1 pseudogene is annotated in these 304 nt (G+C 39.8%); it reads right to left on the bottom strand.

The features are described from left to right. A pseudogene (locus ACWP87_RS13860) lies at positions 1 to 304 on the bottom strand (BREX-1 system adenine-specific DNA-methyltransferase PglX); the annotation flags it as partial.

The raw sequence follows: 304 nt of genomic DNA, 5'->3' as shown, positions 1-304 counted from the left end.
CCATCATGTTGCCAATTTACAATGTAGTCAAAATTGCCATACCATTTGCGATATGATCCACCCTTGTTGTAAGGAAACCATTTCTTGATCGACCTAAGCGATTCTGCGGTGCTCTTTGTGTTAAAACTAATATTATGCACATTTACTTCAAACCATTGACGTAGAAAGCGACTGTTATCACCAGTTTGCAGACCCACTTTAGGATCAACTAAGTCTTTGAGTGGTATGCCAATTTCAAAATCGGAAATAAGGGGTTTACTCGCCCAATAAGCTATCGGACTTCCAGGTATCTTCTCAAAGTTCG

This window comes from Lacticaseibacillus sp. 22, assembly GCF_055413445.1.
This window is presented reverse-complemented; position numbering and strand designations above follow the sequence as displayed.